Raw genomic sequence first — 24,967 nt, forward strand, 5'->3', positions numbered from 1 at the left:
ATGAAAAAAATTTTAGTAGTTTCCTTTGATATGGAAGTGGGAGGAGTGGAAAGAAGCTTAATCAGTATGTTAAATAACTTTGATTACAAAAATTATACTGTTGATCTCATGCTGTATAGCCATACGGGTGATTTCATGAACCTTCTTCCTTCCCATCCGACTTTACTAGAGGAATCATCTTTCTATAAAACCTTTCGAATGTCGATTGGCCAAACCATCAAATCAGGAAAAATAGCGATAGGGCTAGCGCGACTCTTAGCAAGGTATAAAGCGGCATCTCACCGCTCCTCTGAGAATGGCTATAGGCAAATGCAATATATGTGGAAGTATTCATTGCCTTTTCTGCCAAAGCTCGAGAGGGAATATGATGTCGCCATTAGTTATTTATGGCCGCATTATTTTGTCGCAGAAAAGGTCGAAGCAAAAACGAAAATCGCATGGATCCATACGGATTTTTCAACGGTAGATACAGATGTAAAGATGGATCTTCAAATGTGGGAGCGATTCAATTATATTATGGCCGTGTCAGAGGAGTGCAAAAAAGCGTTCATTCAGAAATATCCAGCACTTGAAAAGAAGGTTATAGTGGTCGAAAATATTACCTCCCCTGATTTTGTCAAAATGCTGGCGGAGGAAAAAGTGGATAACCCAATGCTGGAAGACCCCAGGTTTAAAATCATCACAGTGGCGAGATTATCTCACGCAAAAGGAATCGATCATGCGGTTAAAGCGTTAAAGCTCCTTAAAGACAGAGGGTGCGATGACATTGCCTGGTATGTAGTCGGCTATGGCGGTGATGAAGAGATGCTAATTGAATTAATTATAAAAAATGGATTAGAGGACCATTTTATTCTTTTAGGAAAAAAAATGAACCCTTATCCATATATGAAGGAAGCAGATCTATATGTCCAGCCCTCGCGATACGAAGGAAAGGCTGTGACGGTTGGGGAAGCGCAGATACTTTCCAAGCCTGTTCTAATCACCAATTATCCAACCGCAAAAAGCCAGGTCCATGATGGGATTGATGGATCAATCTGTGAGTTATCTGTTGAAGGGATTGCCGATGGAATTGAAAGGCTGTACGAGGACGCAGCGTTTAGAAAAAAACTGACAGCTAACTGTGAAAATACCAATTTTCAGAATCACGAAGAGCTTGAGAAATTATACAGGATCGTTTAGGAGGGGCAATCAATGTACCAAACAGAAAAAGTAAGCGTGGTTGTTCCGATCTATAAGGTGGAAAAATATATTCAAAAATGTGTGGACAGTATTCTTAATCAAACCTACACAAATATAGAAGTGATTCTCGTAAACGACGGGTCACCTGACAGCTGCGGTCTAATTGCTGATCAATATGAAAGATTCGACCCTCGGGTAAAGGTGATTCATAAAGAAAACGGGGGATTATCGGACGCCAGAAACGTTGGAATGAAGCATGCAACAGGCGAATTCACGGTATTTGTTGATAGTGATGATTGGATAGAAAAAAACATGATCGAGGAAATGGTGAATAGCAGCCACAAATTCAAAGCGGATGCCGTGCAATCGGCTTTTTATTATGCCTACGAGGATAAATTGCTCTTTGATCACCGCACATATTTGAAAAATGCTGCACCCGTCATATTGAATAACAAACGGTTAATGTATGAACTGGTTAAAAACGAAAATGTGAAGAATTTTGCTTGGGGAAAGCTGTTCAAAACTGTTATGATCCGAGATATTTCTTTTGAAAAAGGTGTTCTTTTCGAAGATGTGTTTTGGGCCCATAAGGTCATGCACCGGGTAGATACATATGTGCTGCTGCACCAGCCGCTATACCACTACACACAGCGAAGCGACAGCATTGTGGCAAACTATACACCGAAAAACCTGGACATCATCAAGGGACTAAAAGAAAGACATCGTTTTATTGAAGCATATTATCAAGATCTGACCGATGAATCCTATAAGGCCATTCTAAAGATGAGCCTGATCCACTATAACCTGTTATTGCAAAACAGAAAGAAGGATAAGGATGGCGTATTTAGAAAGGAAATACAGCATTACATTCAACATCATTACAAAAGTCTTGAGAGAGCCGTTCTAGGTGACAGGCAATTGAAGCGCCAATTACAGCTTTTCTCTATACACCCTTCCTTAAATGTACTTTTTCTGGTCTTAAAAAAAGGATTAAGGTTAGCGAAATTCATCTCAAAGCCGGCCGGACTGGAGCAGGTGAAATCTTAAAAAAGGCGGGGAGCAGGATTAAAAAGCTACTATCATTAGTCATTATCTATATTTTTAACTGTTTACCTATTCAAAAAAATAAAATTTTCTTCTTTAGCTACTACGGAAGTCAATATGGCTGCAGTCCAAAGTATATTACGGACTATATTCTCAAGCATGATCCTGATGGTCAATTCGATGTGGTGTGGGCCTTTAATGAGCCGGAAACTAAACAGCAGATAAATGGCATTAAAAGGATCAAGACCATGTCTTTAAGGTATTTTTATGAGCTGTGTACAGCCAAGGTGATCATTACAAACTTTCGAACAACCGATTTGTATAAAAAAAGAAAAAATCAGTATTATATTCAAACATGGCACAGCTCATTACGTTTAAAGCAGATTGAAAAGGATGCTGAAGAAGCATTGCCGCCTCACTATGTACAAATGGCAAAAAAGGATTCCGTAAAATGTGATTTGCTGCTATCAGGTTGTCAATATAGTACAGAGATCTTTAAGAGATCCTTCTGGTATAACGGTGAAATTTTTGAGCATGGTACGCCTCGAAACGATGTGCTTTTCCAAGGTGATAGGGGAGGAAAAAATGAAGTTTATCACAGGCTCAAAATTTCTCCCGAAAAGAAGATCGTCTTATATGCTCCGACATTTCGAAAAAATAATAATTTAGAAATATATGACTTAGATTATAAAAATATATCTCGGGATTTAGAAGCTAAATTTAAAGGAGAATGGGTTGTATTAGTCAAGTTGCATCCGCATCTTATCTCAAAGTCCAGTCAATTAATCTACGGTGAAAACGTCATGGATGTAACGAGCTATGACGACATTCAAGAGCTGCTGATGATTGCAGATGTATTAATATCTGATTATTCATCCCTTATGTTTGATTTTGCCATTACGAAGCGGCCCTGCTTCCTGTATGTACCTGATGTAAAGGAATACATTAGCCAGGAACGAAAACTATATTTTGACCTAATGGAGCTTCCGTTTATTAGTGCAGCAAACAATCAAGAGCTGCTGAAAAAAATTGACGAGTTCAATGAAGAGGAATATAAGGAGCGGCTAACAGCGTTCTTGACGCATGTTGGGTCCTTTGAAAATGGCCATGCATGTGAACATCTACTGAATCGGATAAACAGCGTTTGCTTTAATGAGACAAGGAGTGAAATGAATGAAGCAGTATAAGCTGGGATACACAACGGGTGTTTTTGATTTATTTCATGTAGGCCATCTGAATATTTTGAAGCAGGCAAAGGAACAATGTGAATTTTTGATTGTGGGTGTTAGTACGGATGAGCTGGTATTGGGATACAAAAATAAGCAGCCTGTGATCTCGCACAACGACAGAATGGAAATTGTAGAAGGAATCAAATATGTAGATAAAGTGGTCCCTCAAACAAGCAGAGATAAATTCGCAGCCTGGGAACAGCTCCAATTTAACGTCATGTTCGTGGGTGACGATTGGAAAGGCAACCTCCTGTTTGAGGAAGTAGAAGCGAAGTTCAATCAAGTTGGGGTGGATATTGTTTATTTTCCTTATACGAAGGGTGTTTCGTCGACGCTTGTTAAGCAGAAGATCAAACTATAAACGAAAGAAATGGTGAACCTATGAAGCCAGAAATAAGCATCATTGTACCCGTTTATAATGTAGAGCCATACCTCAGCCAATGCTTAGACAGCATCCTTGCACAAACCTTTACAAATTTTGAAGTGATTGTTGTGAATGACGGATCAACGGATAAGAGCGGGGGAATTTGTGATGAGTATGCACGAAAGGACCCGCGAATAAAGGTAGTTCATAAAGAATATGGCGGGGTGAGTTCTTCCAGAAATGTTGGGATGAAGGCAGCTCAGGGTAACTATATTGGATTCGTTGATGGAGACGATCGCATTGACGCCAACATGTATCAGGAACTGTATAGATTGTGCGTGGAAACAGCAAGCGATATTTCTATATGTAAATTAGGCAGGGAAATTGATGGGAAGTTAATCAATAAAGTAGAAGCAGAATTTATTAAAGAACTAAATCACACAGAAGCCATGAGAGAGCTTTTCAAAGGCGTTTTATACAGATTCTCTTTATGTAACAAACTATTTAATAAAAAATGCTTTGAAAGTATCCAGTTTCCAGAAGGACGAATACATGAAGATCTTTCGACTACGTATAAGCTATTTTCCAACTCAAATAAAGCTGTCTATAAAGAATATATAGGATATATCTATATTAAAAGAAAAGAGAGTATTTTAACTTCTCGGTTTTCAGAAAAAAGGCTGGATGCGTTTTTGGGGTGGGATGAAATCATATCTTTTATGAGTCAAGAGTACCCTCAACTTGTAACTGAGGTTATAGCTTCATTTACATATGGGTGTGTGGACAATATATATTATGTATTTGATCAAGTTGAAGGTAAACAAGAAAAAACGAAATTCTTAAACTTTATTCAGAAATATATTAGAAAACATTATAGAAAAATTATCAAAAACTACACGATATCGAGAAAGTATAAAGTTTTAATCACTCTGATAAATTTCAATACAAGAATATTCTATCTGGCTAATAATTCAAAGAAATATTTATTAAAAGCATATTGAACGATTATACGCAGCCAAGAAGAGGTGGAGGGATGACATGATAATTATTGAAAAACCTGAATTTACTATATCAGGTACTAAAGCAAGGCTCCAATGCCAATTTAAAATTCGCGATCACATAGATAATTTATGGTATGAGGTGAATGAACCTTACCAAGACTATTTAACAGTAGAAAGAGCTGATGCGTTTTTAGTTGGCTTATTGCCGTTAGCGTTAAAAGAAGGCTATGATATAAAGGTAAATTATTATTTATCAAACAGGCTTTACTATACACTGAATAAATATTTAATTCCTATATTAGCTGAGTCTTTTGGATATAGAAAAATTAACATTCATTGTTCTAACCTTATATCTTCACCCTTGAAGAACGAAAATGAGATAGGTACGGGACTTTCTTGTGGAATTGATTCATTCAGTACAATCTATGACCATATGGATGATCATTGTCCTGAAGAATACAAAATTAGTCTCCTAACTTTCTTTAATGTTGGTTCACATGGCTCAAATGGTGGAGAAAAAGCCATAAAACTCTTTAATAAACGACTTACAACTGTAAAAAAGTGTGCAGAAGAATTAGACTTCAATTTGTTGATTTTAGACAGTAATATTAGTGAAATTTTAAATATGAATTTCCAAAGTACTCATACACTTAGATCAATTTCGGCTGTTTTAGCCCTTCAGAAGTTGTTTAGAGTATATTATTACTCATCAGCAGTACATCTTCAAAATTTTAAATTAGATCAAAATATAGGTTATTATGATACTTTTACTCTAAATATGTTATCGACCGAGACTATAAGTTTCTTCTCTTCATGCTCTTCACTTACTAGAGTTGAAAAAACTCATATGATTTCAAAATATGCATTAGTTCAACGATATTTAAATGTTTGTGTAAAAGACGGATTTAATTGTGGTAAATGCTTTAAATGTTTAAGAACTTTATTAACGCTAGAAATAATAGGCGAATTAGAAAAATATAAAACGATTTTTAATATGGATGAATATTTTAAAGTGAAATCACAATTTATAGCGGATATTTTTGCGAACCGTAAAACAGATATCTTTGTGAAAGAAATTTACGAAGAAATGATAAGAAAAAATACAATATACCTGCAAAGTTAAAATTGAGAGGGGAATTAAAGGCTATAAAGGGTAGAATTCGCAGTTTGGTATTTAATTAATTTTTGAGGTGTAACATATATGGAGAAAAAAATTCTAGTTTGTGCCTATTATGCTAAGAATATCGGGGATGATTTATTCTTAAAAATTTTGTTTGACCGATATACAAATGTCCAGTGGGATCTTTTAACAGCTAATCGAAATTATAAACATATATTTAAAGATTATAAAAATGTAAACATCATTTATACCTATAGAGATATTTCATTCGGATCGAAAAGATATAATTTGTTTTTTAAAATAAATGATTTGTTTTTAAAATATAAAAAATACGATTCGCTAATAAATATTGGCGGGTCTATTTTTATGCAAAGTCCAGCATGGAAAATGAAATTAAATGAGAGAGACTATCTAGTTAATCATTTTAGAAGAATGAATAAAAAAACATTTGTGTTGGGTGCTAATTTTGGACCTTACAAAGATGATATCTTTGTGGAAAAATATCATTCCTTATTTAAAAAATACGATGATATTTGCTTTAGGGATTTATATTCATATAATCTTTTTAAGGATTTAGATAATGTTCGTTTAGCGCCTGATATTGTATTTAGCTTAAATGATAAAAGAAATAAGAAAAAGGAAAAATGCGCTGGTTTTTCAATCATTGACATTGAAAAAAGGGAAGGTTTGAAAGAGTATAAAGCTCACTATAATAAAAAAATCGTTCATTTAATACAAGAATATGTAGATCAAGGGTATGAGATCAAATTATTTTCTTTTTGTGAAAATGAGGGAGATTTAGAAGCTATAAAGATAATCGCAGATAAAATAAGTGATAGGAATATAGATAATGTAAAAATAATAAATTATCAAGGGAATATTGATAAATTCTTAGATGAATTTTATTCTTGTGAAATTATTGTAGGAACGAGATTTCATTCAGTAATATTAGCGTTATTAAATGATCAAGGCGTATTCCCAATTATTTATAGCGACAAAACGTACAACGTATTAAAAGACTTGGATATGGAAGGTAATTCTAACTATATAAAGGATTTGGATGGTCTTGATATTAAAAATGCGGTTGCTGCTTCTAAGCATCATAAAATAAAAAATAAAAACATCCTACTAGAGGCAGAAAAACAATTTGAGAAACTGGATTTGTTTCTTGAAAAAATTAATTAATTGTATTTTGATAATAAGCATTTTGAAAGGTGAGGTGAATTTACATTATGAAAAAATCCCTTTTAATTGCAATAGATTCATTAGATTGTGCAGGTGCAGAAAAGAGTTTGGTTACATTGCTCACTTTACTGGATTACAATAAGTACTCAGTTGATTTGATGCTATTTGCACATGGATCATTACTTGAAGAACTGGTTCCTAAAGAAGTAAATATATTACCGCCTTTAAAATATACTCAGTTTTTAAATTCAGGGTTAAAAAAAGTAATGGTAACAATGAATTACAGAATGCTTGCAGCAAGAATAAAATACTCAGCAAATATACGCCGAAAGAAATACAGCAATTCTCAAAAAGCAAGGATCTACTGGGAAAGTGTATCAAGTGTTATTGAAGAAAATCCTAAAAACTATGATATTGCCATCAGCTACGCGCAAGGTGTCCCAACTTTTTATGTGGCAGAAAAGGTGAAGGCCAAAAGGAAATTTGCCTGGGTCAATGTCAGTTACAGGCTTGAGAAAAAAGATAAGGTATTTCAAAAAAAATACTACGATAAATATAATAAAATAGTTGCTGTATCTGAATCTACAAAAGAAGTATTTTTAGAAACTTTTCCTAATTATTCAAAGAAGGTAAAAGTAATTTACGATATTAACAACCCTGATTTTATTTTAAAAATGGCAGACCTAGGTAGTGCCTATGAAGATCAGTTTGACGGTATCCGAATCTTGACGATCGGGCGGCTGGCCCGCCAAAAAGGATATGACGTTGCGCTGGAAGCGTGTAAAAAGTTAAAAGCAGCAGGTCTTAATTTTAAGTGGTATGTATTAGGGAAAGGGCCTTTAAAAGAAGAAATAGAAAAGTACATTAAAGAAAATGATTTACAGGAAAATTTTATCTTATTAGGCGTTCGTCCTAATCCGTATCCTTTCATTAAAGGTGCTGACATTTATGTTCAAACCTCGAAATTTGAAGGCTTCGGTTTAGCCATTGCGGAAGCCAGAATGCTTAATATACCTGTCGTTACAACCAGGTTCGATGCCGTATATAATCAAATGATCGATGGAAAGAATGGACTTGTTGTAGATATGAATGCTTCAGCTGTTAGCGACGGAATCATGAAGCTCATTAATGAAAATGAACTGCGGGAAAGTATTATTAAGTATTTAAGTACTGAAAAAAAGGGAAATGTAGAAGAAGTGGAAAAGTTTTATCAATTAATTGGATGAAAGCAGGCAGTGCCTATGAAGAAAAAAATCGTATTTATGATCATTAACATGAACGTAGGCGGCACGGAAAAAGCTTTACTTAATATGATCGCAGAGATTCCGAAAGATAAATATGAAATCACGATACTGATGCTTGAAAAGTACGGTGGTTTTTTAAATTCAATACCAGAGGAAGTTCACCTGGAATATGTAGAAGGATACAAACAAATAAAAGAGTTATTAAACAAACCGCCTAAAGCAATGGCGTTAAAGCTTCTAAGGAAAGGGAATATATTAAAAAGCTTAACTTTATCCATTGTACACTTAACATCCAAACTGACTAAAAACAGAGCGATCTTTTATAACTATCTTTTAAGAAATATTCCTGACTTCAAAAATGAATATGACGTTGCCGTAGCTTATGCAGGTCCAATGGACTTCATAAGCTATTTTGTTATTCATAAGATCAAAGCTAAAAAGAAAATTCAGTGGATTCATTTTGATGTTACTAAGATCGGATTTGATAAAGGTTTTGCAGCTAAACTTTACGATAGATTCGATAACATATACGTGGTATCAGAAGAAGCAAAAAAGAAGTTAATTAGCCAAGTGCCTACAATAAAAGAGAAAACGGATGTTCTTTTAAATATAGTTTCTCCAAACGAAATTCATAGCAAATCTCAAAAAGGAAAAGGGTTTATTGATCAATTTAATGGTTTAAGAATTCTAACTGTAGGGAGATTAGCGGCTGAAAAAGGTCAGGATTTAGCAATACAAGTACTGAATAGATTGATAAAAAAAGGACATAAAGTTAAATGGTATTGCTTGGGTGAAGGAAGTTATCGAAAAGAATACGAAAATTTAATAGCAGCGCATAATCTTGAGAAAGAATTTATCTTGCTGGGTTCGGATCCGAATCCATACACGTATATGGACCAGTGTGATATATACGTTCAACCCTCTAGATATGAAGGATATTGTATCACGCTTCTAGAAGCAAAATTCCTAAAAAAACCAATAGTCACAACAGATGTTAATGGAGCAAGAGAACAAATATTAGACGGCGAAAATGGACTAATTGTAGACATAAATGAAAATGAAATATTTAACGGGGTGGACAAATTAATAATAGATAATAATTTAAGGGTTAAATTTAAACAAAATTTATCAAAACAACCCTACATCTCAACTAGAGAAATTAATAAATTCTTAGATGTTATTTAAAATAATATTTTTCCTGTTAAATATGAATTATAGCTCAAGAGGAGGAACGAAATGTGCCTAAGATAAGTATTATCGTTCCAGTTTATAATGTAGAACACTATTTACCAAGATGTATAGATTCCTTATTACACCAATCAATTCAAGATATTGAAGTTATTCTTGTAAATGATGGATCCACTGATACTTGTAAGGAAATCTGTGATATTTTCGCTCAGAAAGATTCTAGAATTGTGGTCATTCATAAAAAGAATGGAGGACTTTCAGATGCAAGAAATACAGGTCTTACAATAGCTAAAGGTGAATATGTTGGTTTTGTAGATAGTGACGATTGGGTGGATTTATCGATGTACGAGGTATTATACAATTTATGCATTCAACTAAATTCAGACATAAGTACATGCTTAATAAAAAACGTGGGTAAAAATAAAAAACAAAAAAATCGAGCTTCTAACAAAATAGAGATATATGACTCACAAAAAGCAATTCACAGTCTCTATAAAGGAACTTTATCTGGATTTTCAGCATGCAATAAAATATATAAGAAAAAACTATTTAAAAATATTGAATTTCCTAAAGGAAGAGTATACGAAGATGCGGCGGTTATGTATCGCCTTTTTAATCTAGCAAATAAAATAGTGTTCATAAATGCCCCTTTATATATGTATGAACATCGAGAAAATAGTATTACTCGAAGCAATTTTTCTGAAAAAAGATTTGATATCGTTCCTAACTATTATGAAACGTACAGTTTCATGAAGAAAAACTATCCAGACATGTGTGAAAGGTTAAATGCAATATATTTTTCAAGCTTGAGAAATATGATTGTAGATATTGTTTGTGAAAAAAATATTGTGAAAAATTCAAACCACATATTAAGGGTTAGTAAACTCATAAGAAATAGTAATAAAGTAATCCTAAGAAATAACAGTTTATCAGTAAGGCATAAGTTATTTGCACAGATTTTGGCCTGGTGTCCATGGCTAGGAGTTTTAATGTATCAATTACGCATGAAAATAAATTATGAATCTTATACAAAACACTAATACAAAAAAGGTGTGAATTAATTGAAAGAGACAATAAAGAAGTTACTAATGCTCTTCAGTAAAAGAGAAAAGAAAAAGTTGTTAGTACTATTTTTTATGATGGTTATTGCTGCATTATTTGAAACTATTGGAATAGGAATGATTGTCCCGTTTGTGGGGATCTTAACAAATCCGAATATTATTCATGAGCAAGCAACCTTATCATATATATATGAGTTATTTCAATTTGAATCAACTACTGTTTTTATAATATTTGCGGTAATTGTTTTACTGTCAGTATTTATTCTGAAGAATCTATATTTGCTTCTTTTTAACTATGCACAAATTCGAGTTATTTTAAATCAACAAGTTAAATTATCTGGAAGCCTTTTTAAGGAATATTTACAAAAACCCTATACATTTCATCTTCAACGTAATACGGCTGAATTGCTGCGAAATGTAAATAGTGAAGTTTCTAGGGTGTTTCAAGGTATTGTCATGTCAGGATTTCAGTTATTTACAGAAATACTTATCATTACTTGTATTTTAGCATTATTGCTAGTGACTGAACCTGTAGCAACTTTAACAGCCGCAGTATTAATGGCTGGAAGTGTTTCTTTGTTTTTTAGAGTATTCCGAAAGAAAATTAAAAGCTTAGGAGTAGAGCAACAAAAAATCAGCGGTACTTTAATTAAATGGGTGAACCAAGGATTAGGTGCGAGCAAAGAAGTAAAAGTGTCTGGTAAGGAAAGTTTTTTTGTTAATTCATATCTACGTCAACGTCAAATTAGTGCAAATAATAGTCGTTATATGAAGATGCTTGAACAAGTTCCTAGGCTCTTTATTGAAACACTATTAGTTTCTATTGTACTTATTACCATGCTAATTATTGTACTTCAAGGTACAAATACGGATCAGCTTATTTCTACAATGGCACTTTTTGCAATGGCAGCTTTTCGATTAATGCCTTCAATCACTCGTGTTGTCGCTCTAATTACAACCATACGCTATAGCCAACCTGCACTATCCATTGTTTACGAAGATTTATTTATGAATAAAGATGAAAATTCAATTAGTACCCCAATACCTTTTAAACCAAAAGAAGTAAGCATGGAGAAAAAATCATTTGTTAATTCAATTAAGCTACATGAAGTATCTTTTAAGTATCCAAACCAAGAGAGTTATTCAGTAAAGGACATATCATTAACCATTCCAATTGGACAGGCTGTTGCGTTTATTGGGGAGTCAGGTGCCGGGAAATCTACTTTAGTTGATATCATTCTAGGATTACTGCACCCCGAAAAAGGGACGATTTCTATTGATGGAAAAAATCTGCTTGATCAAAAAAGACTATGGCAACAGAAAATAGGATATATTCCACAATCCATTTTTTTATGTGACGATACAATACGCAGTAATGTAGCTTTTGGAGTTGAAAGAGGACAGATTGATGATCAAACAGTATGGAAAGCTTTGGATCAGGCTCAATTAAAGGAATTTGTTGAATCGCTCCCTGATCAATTAGATACAGAAGTCGGTGAACGAGGAGTAAGGCTTTCTGGTGGTCAACGTCAACGTATAGGGATTGCGAGAGCATTATATCATAATCCAGAAATACTATTTATGGATGAAGCAACATCAGCATTAGATAATGAAACAGAAAAGGAAATTATGAAAGCCATTGACGGATTAAAGGGAGAAAAGACTCTAATTATTATCGCTCATAGGTTAAGTACAATTGAAAATTGCGATATAGTCTTTAAAATACACCAAGGCAGGCTTGTAACAACCGATAAAAAATATAAAAAATCTATTATTTAACAATGAATGAAACTATTAATATTCATAAAATATTGGACGGAATAATCCTAGGGTAGTTACCCATCCTATTAACAATTTCGTTATACGTATTAATTTGGGTTATAAGAGGAGGATCTGCTATGGGGTTGCCAGAAATAAGCATTATTGTACCAGTGTACAAAAGTGAGCAATTTTTATCAAAATGCATAAATTCTATAATAAACCAAACTTTTAAACCTATTGAAATTATCCTAATTAATGATGGATCGCCGGATAAGAGCGGAGAAATTTGTGATGAATACGCTAAAAAGGATAATAGAATAAAAGTTATTCATCAAAAAAATGAAGGAGTCAGTGTAGCAAGAAACGTAGGGATTATGACTAGTAAGAGCAAATATATTATGTTTTCTGATGCTGATGATTATGCAGAACCTAATTGGTGTGAAAAAATGTATAATAATGCAATAAAACATAAAGATTCATTAGTATTGAGTGGATATTCAGTTCATCGAGAAAAGTTAGGAAGAGAAAATAAAACTACAATCAAAAGTTATATTTATGGAAATTGTGAAAGAATAAGAAAAAAAGATTTTTACTCTCTTTATGAAAAATATTTGTTAAATACACCCTGTAACAAAATTTATTTATCAAGAATAATTAAAGAAAATAACATTAACTTTGATAGAAAATTAAGTTTAGGTGAAGACTTATTATTTAACCTTGACTATTTAAAAAAAGTTAATAATGAAATTTTAATTATAAATGAACCTTTGTATAATTACATTAGAAGAGACAGAGAAAGTCTCGATAACAAATACTATAAAAATCTTATTAATATATACATCAGGTTATATGAGGAGTTATACAGCAGTATGCTAAGATTTGGTACAGATATAGATTGTAAAAAAAGTGCATTTTACAATTCGTATTTTGGTATGCTAAATAGTACACTTGAAAATACATTTAGCAAGGAGTCTAACCTCTCTTTTATAGAAAAAATTAGATTTAATACAGGTATATTAAAAAGTTATGAATTTAAAAAGGCTTTAAAAAATGCTAGCTTGGATGGATATAATAGAAGATACATTGATTTATTGAAATTAGAAAATTATTTTTTAGTTTACTTTTTGAAGAAAATAGTAAATATTAAAAATAAAATACGGGTAAATAAGTATTAGTATACATTGATGTAAACTATCGGTTACTGCCTATGGGTAAAGGTAAATAAATTTTTCCTTGATTCTACCGGCCTTGACGGTGATCAATAGAAGGTAAGCTTATTCCAATGCAGTTGAACAAGTTAGACGACTGTTACTCTAGAAATTCCGAGGACTTCATATCACCTGAACCTGATACGATTCCCGTTAGATAAAATAATATTAGCTAAATTTATATTTGTTTCCCACCAACGAATAGAAGGGGAGTTTCTTAGATAGGATAAAGATGGTATTACGTAGGCAAATTTTTAAATATTATATTTTGAGATCAATGTGGAACAATATTGTCACATTAAGAAATAAATATCGGTTTGAGCATTGGAGAATTTATAATAAACTTTATTATTCATATTTAACCAGAATAAGAGGATATAAAAAAGTAGTATTTGATAAAGAAATAAAAAATTGAATATTCGAAATATTTTTAAAAAAAGATACAAAAACAATAATAAAAATTATTAGGAGAGACAACGCTAATAGCTATAGATTTTATCGTAATATAAAAAATAAAATAAATTATCAACAGTATTATGATATCTTAGCATCTGCATCTAATATGGAATTGTTAGGTGAGCACATTTCTAGAATAGTGAAAATCTCTAGAGATGGTGGTTATGAATATCCATATATTAATGGTCAAAATTTGAAAATATTAATGATGCAATTATCCGCCGGAGAATATAAGCTGAGAGACAAGGAATATATTGAATTGTTATTAGCAATTGAAAAATTATATAATAGATTAAGGGATTATGATAAAAAACATGAATTAATTAAATTATGTAATGAGGGATTTTATCTATGAAACTTGCATTTATTTCAGACATTCACGGAAACGCAATTGCATTAGAATCTGTTCTCAAAGATCTCAAAAAAAGGAACGTAGATCAGATCTTTGTCCTTGGAGATATCTGCTACAGAGGTCCAGAACCTAAACGCGCACTTGAGTTAGTTCAGTCTTTAAATACAGAAGTAATTAAAGGAAATGCAGATGAGTGGGTAGTTCGAGGGGTTGAAGAAGGTGAAGTGCCAAACCAGGCTCTTGAGATGATGAATAAAGAAAGAGATTGGACTTTATCTCAACTTAATGAAGAGAATATTAACTACCTTCAAAATCTTCCGCAGGAACTAAATTTAGAGTATGGACGAATTAAGATACATGCATTTCATGCGACGCCAGCTAGTTTATTTGATGTCGTGCTGCCATTTGAAGAGGATACTGTAATTGAAGATAAATTAATGGTTAATTCAGATGCTGATATATATGTATATGGGCATATTCATAAACCTTATATTCGATATATTAACGGGAAGTGTGTGATTAACACAGGAAGTATTGGTTTACCTTTTGACGGTCTTACTCAATCATCATATTTGCTTCTTAATATCGATGAAGAAACTGTCCAGTCATCAATTATAAGAGTCTTCTATGACGTTGGAAGTGCTATCGCAAAATTTAATCAGTTAGACTATCCGAATAAAGAAACAATGGTAAGTATATTGGAAAATGCCAAAATATAATCTATGTCGATGTGAAAATTCTTGAACATAAAAAAGTATCTCAACTTATAGTTGAGATACTTTTTTATGTTAGACCGTGAGACTGTATGAAAAAATACTAAGCCTGGTTTCTGACGAAAGGATTAGATCATGAAAAATAAATAAGTACAGGGGGAAACCATGGAGTTTTCGAAAAAAGACATAAAAATGCTTCAAGGGGTAGCTATTTCATTTATGTTATTGCTTCATTTATTTGCCAGAAAAGAAATAAATGGTTTATATGAGACGTTTCCAATGATTGGTGAAGTGCCTTTTGTATATTACATAGGGTTATTTGGTGATGCATGTGTACCGATGTATTTATTTGCGAGTGGCTATGGTCTTTATATGAGTTTAGGAATGAAAAATGCCTTATCAATAAAAAAGAAAAATTTCATCCGTATTCTTAAACTTTTAATAAATTTTTGGATCATCCTATTTATGTTTCTTGGTTTAGCTTTTCTTATAGGCAAGCCTGAAGTTTTTTCAGGCGGTTTAAGCAATTTTTTGCTTAATTTCTTTTTATTATCTAACTCGTATAATGGGGCCTGGTGGTATTTACAGACGTATGTTATTTTGATCCTCTTAACACCTGTATTAATTAACATTGTTAAAAAATATAATTCTATAGGCTTATTAATCGTTTCAGGAATGATTTATTTAGTTAGTTATATACAACGAATTAAGTTTGTGATCGATTTTGGCGATAGCTTGGCAATTAATATGTTAGTAAATGCTGCGGTGCTAGTAGGTACATCACAGCTTGCATTTATAGTTGGATTTATTTTTGCAAAGGAGAAAATCTATTCCTGGCTTTATAACAAGTTCTATGGCATAAACTATAAAAATTCACTTTGTGCTTTTGGAATACTAGCTTTATTTATTCTTCACGCCTTCTATGAATCAATGATCATCGCACCTTTTACAGCAATTGGATTTATATGCCTGTTTAGTCTAATGAATAAAAGGATGTTTATACAAAAAACATTTAACTTTTTAGGTGATCATTCAACAAACATATGGCTAACTCATATGTTTTTTTATAGTTTGCTATTTCGTGAACTTGTTTTCGCAATTAAATATCCACCTTTAATTTTTGTATGGCTTGTCATTCTATGTCTTATTTCATCATTTTTGATTAATTCTATTTATAATCCAATCTTGAAAATAATAGACAAAAAGACATTATTGGGAATGGAGAGGAGCCGTATCTCTGTTCAAAAGTCAGGTTAAACAATTTCATTAAATTACCTAGTAGTCTGTATTGGGGGATTCAGATAAATCCTTAGAAAGTAGAATACAGCTCAATAGTCAATAGTTTAAACATTATTCACTGTTTAATATTTTGTAGATTAATGTCGCCAAAAATTTTCTAATAATAAATGTAAAATAGCTATTGCGTTAATTATGAAAATACCTTATTGTTCTTTATATAGAACGAAAGATTCTTAGGTTTAAACACTATTTAAAAAATAAAGGAATTAAACTTACTTGAATATTAATGAATAAGTTGAGTTTTTATACAGTTATTGTTCTTATTTAAGAACAATAATGAGAATTACATAACTGCGAATCGGAGAGGGTATCATGAGTGCAATCGCTGGCATCTATCATTCTAATAAAGAACCTGTACCGATTGAACATATTAGCAGGGTTATGGAATCGTTACAGAAATTCCCTGCTGATGATGTTCAGGTATGGCATAAAGATCATATATTCCTTGGCTGCCATGCTCAATGGATCACACTGGAACAGATTGGGGAGCAACTTCCTTATTATGATTATGAGAGACAGCTAGTCATTACTGCTGATGCCATCATCGATAATCGTAAAGAATTATTTGACCTATTGCAGGTGGATCACAGGCGAAGAAAGCAGATGCCTGACAGTCAGTTAATCTTGCTTGCTTATGACAAATGGGGAGAAGATTCACCAAAGTATTTAATTGGTGATTTTGCTTATATGATTTGGGACGAGAAAAAACAAAAACTTTTCGGTGCTAGAGATATCTCAGGTTATCGAACGCTATATTATTACTGGAATCAGTCTCAATTTCGCTTTTGCACAACGATAGAGCCGTTACTGGCACTCCCTTTTGTGAAAAAACAACTAAATGAACAATGGCTTGCGGAATATTTAGCGATTTCTGGATCAATTGATACAGTGGATGCCTTATCAACACCTTACAAAAATATTGATCAAATACCGCCTTCTCATAGTATTTCCGTAGAAGGAGAGAAAGTAAAGCTAACTAGGTACGGCAGATTGTATTCAGGCGACTCGTTAAAACTAAAATCAAATGAGGAGTATGTAGAAGCATTTCAAGAAGTTTTTCAAAAAGCGGTTACATCAAAATTGCGTACTCACCGCAATGTAGGTGCTCAATTGAGTGGCGGATTGGATTCAGGTGCTGTTGTTGGCTTTGCTGCAAAAGCTATGCGAGAGGGAAAAAAAAGCTTGCATACTTTTAGTTATATTCCAACAAAGGATTTTAAGGATTTTACACATAAACGCTTAATAGCTAATGAGAGACCATATATTAAAAAAACGGTTGAATATGTAGGAGGAATTAGTGATCACTACATAGATTTTGAAGGAAAGAATTCTTACTCAGATATTGAAAGTTTACTAGACATTATGGAGATGCCTTATAAATTCTTTGAGAGTTCGTTTTGGTTAAAAGGAATGTTTGAGAAGTCTTCTGAAGAAGGAGTAGGAGTATTATTAAACGGTGATCGAGGGAATTTCACCATTTCATGGGGTTCTGCGCTAGACTATTACGCCATACTTCTTAAGAAGCTAAAGTGGGTGCGCCTCTTGCAAGAATTAAATCAATATAGCAGAAAAGTAGGAGGACCTAGATTACGCCGTTTGCCAGTAATTGCAAGAATAGGATTCCCGCCTATTGGACAAATACTCCCAAAAGGGAAGCCGTATCAACTTCCTAGGCTAATTAACTCAGAATTTGCTGAGCACACTAGGGTTTTCGAAAAGCTAAAACAACACGGCATTGGTTATTCGGGCCGGCTATCTGCAACTAATATATATGATGAAAGACGAACTCTATTTGAGAATATCTTTCCTTGGAATGCAGGTAACACACTTTCCACAAAATTATCTTTACGTTACTCGTTATGGAAACGTGACCCAACCAACGATATACGGGTAGTACGATTTTGTTTATCGGTTCCAGAAGAACAGTTTATTCAAAATGGGGTAGATAGGTCTCTGATTAGAAGATCTACAAAAAATTTATTACCTGATTCAATTAGACTAAACCAGCATACTCGGGGTGTACAGGGTGTAGATTGGGTCCATAGAATGGTTCCTCACTGGGAAGCGTTTGTTGATGAAGCAGAGCAGCTTAGTATGGATGACCGTATGAGAAATTACATAGATGATCAAGTGATCAAAACAGCTTTATTAAAGGTTAAAGAAGGACCTCGACCTGAATATGCGACTGATCCGGATTATAAAATTTTAATGCGTAGTTTAATCGTACATCGGTATATTAGAAAGATTTCTTGAGAGGAGGTGATAGTATGAAAAAACAATGGGAGATGCCAACACTTGAAGTGCTTGAAGTGAAGATGACCATGCTTGGACGTGAAGGAGAATTTACAGATGCTGATTTCGATGCTCATACACCATTTTTAGAATTAACTTTTAGCTAATACTAAGGACACTAGTGAACAAACGAAATTATTAATTTTGTTCAATTATTCAAATCTGCTATGATTTGAACCCTTAACTTTATTACTTCTATAGTAAAGCTCCTATATGTCAATAAGAGTATAGGAGCTTTACTGCTTATTGAGTATATTTACTACCTAAAGTCATAGAAAATAAAATAATACTGTTCATTATATTTATTCGGTTCTTTATATAGAACGTTTTAATTAGTGAAATTAAACTCTGGTTAATTGCCATTTTACTCATATTTAATTTATAAAGTATAGGTCATTTGCTCATAAAAGGTAATTTCTGAAATAAAAATATGCTACTGGAGGCAATGTGATAGATGGCAGATCGAATATCAAAAACTATTTACAAAGTATTTGGACTAACGGTTGCAAGTGATATCCTTATGCCAGAATTAATTCAAGTCTATTTAGAGTCTGGTAATTCGGACATCGCAGTGGAAAAAGAAGACCTCTCACGACAATGGGCGGAACATGCAGAAGCAAATAAGTATTTTTATGTAGAAGAAAATCTAACTATGTTCCAAATCCCCAAAGTAGCAACCTTTCTAATTCAAAACGGCAATGAAATCCTGGTTTCACCCATGGAAAACACTCAAGAAGATCAGCTCCGCCTGTATATCCTTGGCACATGCATGGGGGCAATTTTAATGCAAAGGAAAATCCTTCCTTTACACGGGAGTGCGATCGCTATCGATGGACAAGCCTATGCAATAGTCGGGGCTTCTGGTGCAGGGAAATCAACCCTTGCTTCCGCTCTCTTAAGTAAAGGGTATCAGCTGCTGAGTGATGACGTTATTCCTGTCACATTGTCTGAAGCGAATATCCCGATCATAACTCCGGCATACCCTCAGCAAAAATTATGGCTGGAAAGCCTGAATGAATTTGGCATGGAGTCGGATCTATATCGTCCCATTATTGACCGGGAAACGAAGTTCGCTATTCCGGTTGAAGCACATTTTGTTGATGAACCAATGCCACTGGCAGGTGTGTTCGAGCTTATAAAAACGGAAGCAGATGAAGTGGAAATACATTCGATTCAAAATATGGAACGTTTTTATACATTGTTTACCCATACGTACCGCAACTTTTTTATTGCACCGTCTGGATTAATGGAATGGCATTTTAGTACCTCTGCAAAAATCATCAATAAAATTGCGATGTATCAATTGCGCCGCCCCATCTCACGTTTTACAGCAGATGATTTATCAGCTGTCATGTTAAGTTCAATCGAAAAAAGGAGAGTAAGCTCATGATAAAAAATAATCTTTCAACCGATAGCGTGGTCAGTCAAATGGAAGGCAATATTGTCAGTGATATGGATGGAGAAAAAGTAATGCTAAGCATTCAAAACGGGAAGTATTACAACCTGGGTGAGTTAGGTGGAGAGATTTGGGAGCTGATTAAGGAGCCGATTTCAATTCAGGAGCTAGTGACGGTATTACAGTCTCAATATGATGTAACACCGGCTGAGTGCGAGGAACAAGTAATCTCTTTTTTGAATCAATTGATTGATCAGGGCTTAATTCAAGTTGAGGATAATGATCATTCATAGTTTCAATACCTTTTAGATGACCCAGGAGGGAACAATGAACATTTTAAATAAAGCTGGAGCGTTTTTTAGGATGGATATGACCACCAAATGGCTGCTTGTAGAGGCATATTTTTATCTAGCCTGGGCTCGTTATCTTAAAGTGAAGTCGTTTTCGAAGGTAGCACCAGCATTAGGTGAAAAAATGGCTGAGACCACCTACAGTCATAATTCAGCCAATATAAAAAAGATAAAAAATATATCGAATGCCATTCGTATTATGAGCCGCTACACCTTTTGGGAGAGTGAGTGTCTTGTTAAAGCGATGGCTGGTATGAAAATGCTGGAGAAACGTCAAATTGAAAGCACGCTTTATTTGGGAACGGCAAAAGAAAAAAGCGGCGAGTTTGTAGCACATGCCTGGCTGCGGAGCGGCTCCTTCTATGTATCTGGTTCTGAAGGGATGGAAAGGTTCACAGTAGTGGCTAAATTTGCGAAGGAAATCGGCCATAAAAAGCTTGAAGGAGAAAACTATGGATAACACTCTTACTATAGCGAATACACCGAAGGAACTACAATTTATGCTTGAATTGCTAAAAGAGCGCAATAATAACCATTTCATGCCTGAAATAGACAGCGATTTTGACTGGGAGCTTTTTCTGAAATTAGCCCTTCATCATCGTGTTTTTCCATTGCTCAGCTCGAAAATAAAAATGCTGGATGAAGAGCTTGTTCCCTCTTCGGTTAAACAGCACCTGAAAGGACGATACACACAAAATACCTTTCAAATGCTGCATCTAAGTGGAGAAATGGAGTATGTCAGTAAGCTCTTTTCAGAAAATGATATCCATACATTGTTTTTAAAAGGACCGGTTTTAGCTAAGGAGCTGTATGGGCACCTTTCCCTTCGTACTTCAAGTGATTTAGATTTTCTTATTCCCATTCAGCATCTGGAAAGAGCTGAGGCACTTCTCGCCGGCCTTGGCTATGAAAAGGATGATTATATCGAAACGATCCTGAATGACTGGCGGTGGAGGCATCACCACGTCACCTATTATCATCCTCAAAAAAGAATAAAATTAGAAATTCATTGGAGACTGCATCCTGGACCAGGCAGGGAACCAAGTTTTCAGGAGCTATGGAAGAGAAAAAGACAAACTACACTTACAAGCACTCCCGTTTACTTATTAGGGAAAGAGGATCTTTTTGTTTTTCTCGTTGCCCACGGTGCGCGCCACGGCTGGTCGAGAATTCGCTGGCTCGTAGATATTCAGCAAATGCTTAAGCAGGAACTAGACTGGAGCATGGTTTATTCTTTTTTTAAAACCTTCCATAATCCAGATGTGGGAGGACAAGCAATTATTCTAGCATCGCAGTTATTAAACACAGAAATCACAAGAAAAATGAGGCCGTTTATTACAGGGCAGCGTCCACTAAAGTTAGCCCAAGAGGCGATCTTCTACCTTGAGACAATGGTCAATCTGCATAACGACCCGGTTCCTAAAGAGGTATCAAGGTATCATTCCAGTCATTTATTTTCATTAATGACTGGTAAGCAAAAACTCTATTTTATTATCAGCTTCCTTCATCCATACCCAGAGGACGCAGAAACATTGCCGCTGCCAAAAAAACTGCACTTTTTATACTTTCCTTTACGTCCTATGCTTTGGGTTTGGAGAAAAACAAAGATGAAGAAACCTGCATTATCCTAGGGGGATAAATGATGAAAGATATTTTTTACTTTTTAAAGCAAATTCATTCTTTTGCCGGAAAGATTCTGTATGTTAATCTTTTGGCCATGACGTTCATGGGATTGCTTGAAGGAGTTGGAATTTTACTCCTTATTCCGATGATTAGCATGACGGGCATTGTGGAGCTGGATGCAGGGGGAATGCCGATCGCAGGGTTATTCGATTTTCTATCAGGCATTCCTGCTGAGGTGGGTTTACCTGTCGTCTTAGGGATTTATGTATTGCTGGTTATTGGACAAAATCTTTTACAGCGGCAAATTACGGTACGAAATGCGATCATCCAGAATGGTTTTTTACGTCATCTTCGTATTGAGACGTATGGCGGTATGCTTCATTCGAACTGGAAGTTCTTTATAAAGAACAGAAAATCGGATCTGATCAATATTATGACTTCTGAAGTAGCGAGAGCCGGTGCGGGAACGAACTCCTTTTTGCAATTTATAGCTTCTCTGATTTTCACAGTGATCCAAGTTGGCCTCGCTTTTTGGTTATCACCCAATATTACGACGTTTGTACTGCTCTGCGGCGTATCGATTGTTTATTTAAATCGTAATTTTCTTAAGCGGTCATTGGCGTTGGGGAATCGGAATTATGAACTAGGCCGGAGCTACCTTGCTGGAATTACGGATCAAGTAAACGGGATAAAAGATATTAAGAGTAATACATTGGAAGAATCGAGAATGGATTGGTTTCTTTCGATCACAAAGGGAATGCAGAATGAACAGGTTGAATATATGAAATTGAAAACAACGTCACAGTTATATTATAAAGTGGCTTCCTCTATATTAATTGCTGTATTTATTTTTGTTGCGGTAATGCTGTTTAATGCACAGGCTGCTCAGCTTATGCTGATCGTTATTATTTTTTCGAGGCTGTGGCCGAGAGTAGCGGGTATTCAGTCTTCTTTAGAGTCCATTGCCACAATTCTGCCGGCATTTAAGGCAGTAAAAGCAATGCAAAATGAATGCAGCGAGGCGGAGGAATTTGAACAAAGAAAAAACAGAGAGGCAGAACCGATCCGTATTCATAATGAGATTGAATGCCGCAACGTTTATTTTAACTACAATCAAAAAGAAGCAAACTATGCGCTGAAGAATATTAACATCGTCATTCCGGCAAATCAAATGACCGCTTTTGTCGGGCGGTCGGGAGCGGGGAAGAGTACGCTTATTGATTTGCTGATGGGGCTGAATCATCCGGAAAAGGGAGAGGTTCTGCTTGATGGAACACCTCTTACACGTAACAATGTCTTATCTTTAAGGCATGCGATTAGCTATGTTCCGCAGGATCCTTTTTTGTTTAATGTCAGTATAAGGGAAAATCTAATGCTCGTTGTACCGGATGCGAGTGAGGAACAGCTGTGGGAGGCGCTGGAGTTTGCTTCTGCTGCTGAATTTGTGGGGAGGCTTCCAAAGGGACTCGATTCACTGATTGGAGACCGGGGAATCAAGCTTTCTGGTGGAGAACGGCAAAGACTAGTTTTAGCTAGGGCCATATTGAGAAACCCGTCGATTCTTGTATTAGATGAAGCAACGAGTGCATTGGATACAGAAAGTGAAGCGAGAATACAGGAAGCATTGGACCGATTGAAGGGAAAAACGACGATCATTGTTATCGCTCACCGCCTGTCGACGATCCGAAATGCTGACCAGGTGATTGTGTTAGACCAGGGTGAAGTCATTCAAAAGGGCGGATTCACACAGCTTGCCTCGGAGAAGAAAAGTGTATTTAGTCATTTGGTTCGTAATCAGCTTGGAGCGGCTCCTCAAAAGACATTCACAAATTAGTGAGTGTTTTTTTACTATTCTTATAACTGGAGAGAATGCCCTTGAGAAAACGGGGAGGTAAAATCTTAATCTGGCTCGTGATTCTATTGGTTGTGCCAGTCATATATGTTATATGGGAAAATCAGCGGATAACTGTGGCGGAACAGGAAGTAGAAATCGATCAGCTTCCTGATGAGTTTGAAAACTTTACAATCCTTCAAATTAGTGATCTTCATGAAAAGGAATTTGGAGAAAACCAAAAGAATTTGATCAAGGCTGTGAATTCAATTGAATATGATGCCATCGTATTTACAGGTGATATGTTAAACAGCACCGAAAGTACAGCTTACGAGGCTTTTTATTCATTCGTTGAAGGGATTACTAATAAAGAGAACGCTTTGTATATCCCAGGGAATGCTGACCCGGAGAGCTATAAACTGAATTCTCAAGGAACACTTGTTAAGGATGAGTTTATTGCAGGCATGGAGGAGAGGGGAGTTAAGCTATTAGAGTCTGTTCATTCGATTGAGGCAGGTGAATCTGCTCTCCATTTCACAGAATTTGAATTATCTTTATGGACTTACACTACAGAGCCTCGCAACATTCAGGGAGTTGTCCAGCCGACTTATATTTCGCTTCCTCAATATGAAGATCGTCGCAATCAATTGATGAAAGAGATGGCGGTTTTGGATGATCTGCAGGCTTCAGATGTGGTAATCGCTCTTAATCATTATCCGGTAGTGGATGCAAGGATTGACCATATAACAAGCAGCGCAGTTTTAACATTTCGAGCGTACGATTTGATCTTAGCAGGCCACTATCATGGTGGTCAGATTCGACTGCCGTTTTTGGGAGTCGTTTTTGTTCCGGAGCCGTGGTATGAAAGAAGCGGTTTGTTTCCGCCAAGAGACAGAGTGAAAGGGCTATGGGAGTATAAAGGGACCAAGCAATATGTGAGTACAGGTCTTGGCAGCAGCGGAGCACTGCCATATTTGAACTTCCGTGTATTTAACCCTCCTGAAATTAATGTGCTAAAGCTAAAAGCAAGTAAATAAATCCCTGCCTTTGATGAACGTTTATCAAAGGTGG

Annotated in this window: 23 protein-coding genes; all 23 read left to right on the forward strand. The window is 34.9% G+C overall.

The annotated features are described in order from the left end of the window. Positions 1 to 1,179: a glycosyltransferase gene (locus tag KP78_RS03920; protein ID WP_041086483.1), complete on the forward strand. Its 1,179-nt coding sequence runs from the start codon at positions 1 to 3 to the stop codon at positions 1,177 to 1,179. Between the two features lie 12 nt (positions 1,180 to 1,191). Then, positions 1,192 to 2,226 (forward strand): glycosyltransferase family 2 protein, encoded by a 1,035-nt coding sequence (locus KP78_RS03925; RefSeq protein ID WP_052474532.1) that lies wholly within the window; start codon positions 1,192 to 1,194, stop codon positions 2,224 to 2,226. A 50-nt stretch (positions 2,227 to 2,276) separates the two neighbouring features. Beyond that, positions 2,277 to 3,410 (forward strand): CDP-glycerol glycerophosphotransferase family protein, encoded by a 1,134-nt coding sequence (locus KP78_RS03930; protein WP_268747507.1) that lies wholly within the window; start codon positions 2,277 to 2,279, stop codon positions 3,408 to 3,410. Continuing rightward, on the forward strand, positions 3,397 to 3,813 hold the full coding sequence (locus KP78_RS03935; RefSeq protein ID WP_041086487.1) for an FAD synthase family protein: 417 nt from the start codon (positions 3,397 to 3,399) through the stop codon (positions 3,811 to 3,813). The genes KP78_RS03930 and KP78_RS03935 overlap by 14 nt, the downstream gene beginning before the upstream one ends. 20 nt (positions 3,814 to 3,833) lie before the next feature. Continuing rightward, positions 3,834 to 4,817 carry a glycosyltransferase family 2 protein gene (locus tag KP78_RS03940; RefSeq protein ID WP_041086489.1) on the forward strand — a complete coding sequence of 328 codons (984 nt, stop codon included), beginning with the start codon at positions 3,834 to 3,836 and terminating at the stop codon, positions 4,815 to 4,817. Between the two features lie 37 nt (positions 4,818 to 4,854). Next, complete coding sequence (locus tag KP78_RS03945; RefSeq protein ID WP_041086491.1) at positions 4,855 to 5,940, forward strand: hypothetical protein; 1,086 nt, start codon at positions 4,855 to 4,857, stop codon at positions 5,938 to 5,940. Between the two features lie 78 nt (positions 5,941 to 6,018). Further along, positions 6,019 to 7,122, forward strand: a complete 1,104-nt coding sequence (locus KP78_RS03950; RefSeq protein WP_041086493.1) for a polysaccharide pyruvyl transferase family protein — start codon at positions 6,019 to 6,021, stop codon at positions 7,120 to 7,122. Positions 7,123 to 7,169: 47 nt separating this feature from the next. Continuing rightward, the gene (locus tag KP78_RS03955; protein ID WP_041086495.1) at positions 7,170 to 8,348 is read left to right on the forward strand and encodes a glycosyltransferase; all 1,179 of its coding nucleotides are present in this window, start codon (positions 7,170 to 7,172) and stop codon (positions 8,346 to 8,348) included. A gap of 15 nt (positions 8,349 to 8,363) precedes the next feature. Continuing rightward, positions 8,364 to 9,551 (forward strand): glycosyltransferase, encoded by a 1,188-nt coding sequence (locus KP78_RS03960; protein ID WP_041086496.1) that lies wholly within the window; start codon positions 8,364 to 8,366, stop codon positions 9,549 to 9,551. A gap of 53 nt (positions 9,552 to 9,604) precedes the next feature. After that, entirely contained in the window at positions 9,605 to 10,594 is a 990-nt protein-coding gene (locus tag KP78_RS03965) for a glycosyltransferase family 2 protein (RefSeq protein WP_041086498.1), read from the forward strand. A 21-nt stretch (positions 10,595 to 10,615) separates the two neighbouring features. Continuing rightward, a complete protein-coding gene (locus tag KP78_RS03970) occupies positions 10,616 to 12,394 on the forward strand; it encodes an ABC transporter ATP-binding protein (protein WP_052474534.1) in 1,779 nt (592 codons plus the stop codon). A 119-nt stretch (positions 12,395 to 12,513) separates the two neighbouring features. Further along, complete coding sequence (locus KP78_RS18465) at positions 12,514 to 13,551, forward strand: glycosyltransferase family 2 protein (RefSeq protein WP_052474537.1); 1,038 nt, start codon at positions 12,514 to 12,516, stop codon at positions 13,549 to 13,551. A 595-nt stretch (positions 13,552 to 14,146) separates the two neighbouring features. Continuing rightward, the gene (locus tag KP78_RS20520; protein WP_157841438.1) at positions 14,147 to 14,395 is read left to right on the forward strand and encodes a hypothetical protein; all 249 of its coding nucleotides are present in this window, start codon (positions 14,147 to 14,149) and stop codon (positions 14,393 to 14,395) included. Continuing rightward, positions 14,392 to 15,111 carry a metallophosphoesterase family protein gene (locus KP78_RS03985; protein WP_041086502.1) on the forward strand — a complete coding sequence of 240 codons (720 nt, stop codon included), beginning with the start codon at positions 14,392 to 14,394 and terminating at the stop codon, positions 15,109 to 15,111. The genes KP78_RS20520 and KP78_RS03985 overlap by 4 nt, the downstream gene beginning before the upstream one ends. 159 nt (positions 15,112 to 15,270) lie before the next feature. After that, positions 15,271 to 16,362 carry an acyltransferase family protein gene (locus KP78_RS03990; protein ID WP_041086504.1) on the forward strand — a complete coding sequence of 364 codons (1,092 nt, stop codon included), beginning with the start codon at positions 15,271 to 15,273 and terminating at the stop codon, positions 16,360 to 16,362. Positions 16,363 to 16,716: 354 nt separating this feature from the next. Next, positions 16,717 to 18,657, forward strand: a complete 1,941-nt coding sequence (locus tag KP78_RS03995) for a lasso peptide isopeptide bond-forming cyclase (RefSeq protein ID WP_041086506.1) — start codon at positions 16,717 to 16,719, stop codon at positions 18,655 to 18,657. A 14-nt stretch (positions 18,658 to 18,671) separates the two neighbouring features. Then, positions 18,672 to 18,803 carry a paeninodin family lasso peptide gene (locus KP78_RS19535; RefSeq protein WP_106388528.1) on the forward strand — a complete coding sequence of 44 codons (132 nt, stop codon included), beginning with the start codon at positions 18,672 to 18,674 and terminating at the stop codon, positions 18,801 to 18,803. A gap of 347 nt (positions 18,804 to 19,150) precedes the next feature. Continuing rightward, positions 19,151 to 20,086, forward strand: a complete 936-nt coding sequence (locus KP78_RS04000; RefSeq protein WP_041086508.1) for a phosphoenolpyruvate carboxykinase (ATP) — start codon at positions 19,151 to 19,153, stop codon at positions 20,084 to 20,086. Further along, positions 20,083 to 20,385 (forward strand): lasso peptide biosynthesis PqqD family chaperone, encoded by a 303-nt coding sequence (locus KP78_RS04005; protein WP_041086510.1) that lies wholly within the window; start codon positions 20,083 to 20,085, stop codon positions 20,383 to 20,385. Before KP78_RS04000 ends, KP78_RS04005 begins: the two co-directional genes overlap by 4 nt. A gap of 34 nt (positions 20,386 to 20,419) precedes the next feature. After that, complete coding sequence (locus tag KP78_RS04010) at positions 20,420 to 20,902, forward strand: lasso peptide biosynthesis B2 protein (protein ID WP_041086512.1); 483 nt, start codon at positions 20,420 to 20,422, stop codon at positions 20,900 to 20,902. Next, entirely contained in the window at positions 20,895 to 22,073 is a 1,179-nt protein-coding gene (locus KP78_RS04015; RefSeq protein ID WP_041086514.1) for a nucleotidyltransferase domain-containing protein, read from the forward strand. The genes KP78_RS04010 and KP78_RS04015 overlap by 8 nt, the downstream gene beginning before the upstream one ends. A gap of 11 nt (positions 22,074 to 22,084) precedes the next feature. Next, on the forward strand, positions 22,085 to 23,899 hold the full coding sequence (locus KP78_RS04020) for an ABC transporter ATP-binding protein (RefSeq protein WP_041086515.1): 1,815 nt from the start codon (positions 22,085 to 22,087) through the stop codon (positions 23,897 to 23,899). 41 nt (positions 23,900 to 23,940) lie between these two features. Beyond that, positions 23,941 to 24,933, forward strand: coding sequence for a metallophosphoesterase (locus KP78_RS04025; protein WP_041086516.1), 993 nt, complete (start codon positions 23,941 to 23,943; stop codon positions 24,931 to 24,933). The last annotated feature ends 34 nt before the right edge of the window (positions 24,934 to 24,967 follow it).

Source organism: Jeotgalibacillus soli (genome assembly GCF_000829435.1).
GTDB classification, from domain to species: Bacteria; Bacillota; Bacilli; order Bacillales; family Jeotgalibacillaceae; genus Jeotgalibacillus; species Jeotgalibacillus soli.